Raw genomic sequence first — 2,766 nt, forward strand, 5'->3', positions numbered from 1 at the left:
TTGATTCGCTATTCCTGCTGCTTGATGCAAAATTGTGTCTCCACTTTTTCCTTTTTCATTTATCCCTTCATATGATTTTTTCTTTAATTTCCTTAGTGCCTTCTGAAAATCATTCCTCGTTTCTTTGTTGTATCTTATTCTTTTCTGTGCCATTTTACCTCCTTTTGATAAAAATTCTAGCAGCACCTCCATTTCTTTTATTTACTGCTATTACTTGATTATGCTCTATCTATGCGAGTAAAGTAAAGTCATTATTACAATCAAAGATGGAGTATTATCTGTTTTTTAACATGTGCTACAATATTAACTTATATCATTAATATGATAACAAATGGGCTGTTCATTGCTCCAAGATCTATTTAGATGCTTGTGCTCGTGCCAGGTCAAAACTCCTGGATAAAATACTAATATGTGGTTTGCTAGTTCATGAATTGAATCTTTTTGTTCTGAATTTTTATCATTTTCACAATTAACGTGATATTCTGTAAAATTTGATTCTATTATTTTTTGATCAGTAAAATTCTTTACATCATAGCGATAAGTAATGCTGAATCTTTCTAAAATTGGCTTATATTTTAAATTCCAAGTTTGTTCAGATAGTTTGTTATCACTTAAATACAACCCACCTCCTTCTTCTTCTACACTCGTAACCGGAAAACAAGCGTTTATTTCTCCCAACTTCCAACTATCTGATAATACCACCTGTGCTTTAGCAAACTTAATTGGTGGAAGTAAGTGCTGTTGGATAGGATATAATGCTTTGAAATTGTACCACAGATGATTTCTCTCATATATGCCATTATAGTTCTTTGTGTGTGGCTCTGTTTCCCCCAGTATTGCTATATCTAAACGATATAAATCGCTACTGTAATTTCTTTCATAATAAGCTCTAAATGTACCAAATTTGAAACTTGGATTAGCGATTTTCAACTCAAATGCATTCTTTCGACCAAATGACAGCACTGGTCCTTCTTTTGCTACTTTTACCCCTGAATAATCAGACAGTAAGTCACCAAATATGCTTTCATCCAACATGAACCTTTGGGCGTTATATAGGTCATTAAAAATCCGCATTAGCCGCGATCTTGCCGGTAGTGATAGTTTTGCCAACTCTATTACTGCATCCACAAAAAAGTCATTTGGCACATCTTGAATACCTATTTGCAGTTCAAAAAAATGCTTTCCGGGTGGCTCTTCAATAATTGTAATGTCATCTATGTTTGCCCATTTCAGAGCTATTTTTAAAGATGCAGGTGTTCCTCTTAACCGCTGAAATTCTACTCCTTCTTTTATAGCCTTCTTTTTGTCTTTTACCCACAGCAAAATTTCTTCTAGGCCATACTCCTCTATTAGACACGGCAATATTTCATCTTTAAGATTAAACTTAAATCCTCTTATGCTTCTTGGATCTACTCTATAGTCTATCGCTTCAACTAATGCTTTTTCTTGTTTTGTCGCATTTGGTGGTAATAACATTAGCCTTTTCCCATTAACTCGATTTTTAGATTGCCAAGTATTGCACATTCATTTCCCTTTATTACAACGTCTTCTTGAGGTTCTATCAACTCTATATTTTCTACCCCTTCTACAAACAAATTTGCTATAATCCATGATTTTGTAACACTCCAACCAAGTCTTTTGCTTGCTTCAAACTTTTCTATAAATTGCTTCTTTGCCACTTTAATTATATCTTCTGATACTGCTGTGATCTTACTGTGGATATCTATCTCAACAATATTGCAATTTACCACTTCTATAGTATCGGTTAATATCCTTATATCATCTCTAGTAACTTGTTTTTTTACTATATTGAGCAATTCTTCTATATCTGTTAATAACTCCGTGGATAAAATTGAAATTTGCACCTTTCCTGGTACCAGTGATTCCACTAACGCATCTTTAACTCTTGTATCTGCTGACAATGCATGGTACTTATAATGTTCCTTACTTCCACCTGTTTTTATTTTTGCTTTTATTCTTTTTCTAAAACTTTCATCATTTTCTTCATCTTTTCTTTCTACTCCATAAAATTCAGCTAAGTGGTCGAGATCTGCTCCTTCTGCAAACTTCAGTAAATTTGCTTTTGCTGCTTCATTTATTCTCTGTCTCAGTAACAATTCACGCCATGCTGCCACTTCTAAAATTTTCATTGCTGGATCACTCTCAACCAAGGCAGTAAAACTTGCATCACGGTGGATTAGTTCCTCCTTCATCCGTGAAAAAATTTCTTCGTAGCTCAGTTTTTCAATAACATTAGGTGTCTGCATTTCTAAACAACTATTCCGCTAATATTTATGAATTTACCCTCTGAAAGATAAATACCTTCAAGTGCAATGGTCACTCTTCCTTCTTTTATTTCTGTTACTTTTACCTTTTCCAATTTAAACCTTCTTTCCCACTTTTGTAGAGCTTCTGCTACTGCTGCATAAATTTCCAAGGAAAAATCACGGGTTACTGGCCTATCAACCAACTCAAACAACCTTGAGCCATAATCCCTTCTCATGATTCTGCTGCCTATCGGTGTGGTCAGTATATCAGCTATCGATTGTTTTAAATGCTCTATTCCCTCTAACTTTTTTCCAGTATTTGCATTCATTCCTTGCATACATTCTTTCACTTTTCCTGACTTAGTACTTGGAGTCGTTCGTATTTCTCACGTGCTATAGTGATAGCCTTTTTTAGTCTCTTCTCAAGGATTTCTTTGGGAGGAAGCTGCGTTAAATACTGTGCAACGTGAATATTGGATCCGTCAAGTTCAAGGTATTC

The 2,766-nt window shown here is 34.6% G+C and carries 3 protein-coding genes; all 3 read right to left on the reverse strand.

Annotation, left to right across the window (positions count from 1 at the left end; genetic code table 11):
• Positions 1-303 precede the first annotated feature (303 nt).
• From IC220_RS06830 to IC220_RS06840, 3 genes are read right to left on the reverse strand one after another with little or no spacing between them, the layout of a single operon-like run.
• A complete protein-coding gene (locus IC220_RS06830; protein ID WP_188153706.1) occupies positions 304-1,476 on the reverse strand; it encodes a phage tail protein in 1,173 nt (390 codons plus the stop codon).
• The gene (locus IC220_RS06835; RefSeq protein ID WP_188153707.1) at positions 1,476-2,267 is read right to left on the reverse strand and encodes a baseplate assembly protein; all 792 of its coding nucleotides are present in this window, start codon (positions 2,265-2,267) and stop codon (positions 1,476-1,478) included. The genes IC220_RS06830 and IC220_RS06835 overlap by 1 nt, the downstream gene beginning before the upstream one ends.
• 2 nt (positions 2,268-2,269) lie before the next feature.
• Positions 2,270-2,605, reverse strand: a complete 336-nt coding sequence (locus tag IC220_RS06840; protein ID WP_188153708.1) for a GPW/gp25 family protein — start codon at positions 2,603-2,605, stop codon at positions 2,270-2,272.
• Positions 2,606-2,766: the final 161 nt, after the last annotated feature.

This window comes from Wolbachia endosymbiont of Pentalonia nigronervosa, assembly GCF_014534705.1.
Lineage (GTDB): Bacteria > Pseudomonadota > Alphaproteobacteria > Rickettsiales > Anaplasmataceae > Wolbachia.

What these genes read in the sequence shown, in the direction of transcription:
- IC220_RS06830 (WP_188153706.1), bottom strand. Translation starts at nt 1,476, where the DNA reads ATGTTATTACCACCAAATGCGACAAAACAAGAAAAAGCATTAGTTGAA.
- IC220_RS06835 (WP_188153707.1), bottom strand. Translation starts at nt 2,267, where the DNA reads ATGCAGACACCTAATGTTATTGAAAAACTGAGCTACGAAGAAATTTTT.
- IC220_RS06840 (WP_188153708.1), bottom strand. Translation starts at nt 2,605, where the DNA reads ATGCAAGGAATGAATGCAAATACTGGAAAAAAGTTAGAGGGAATAGAG.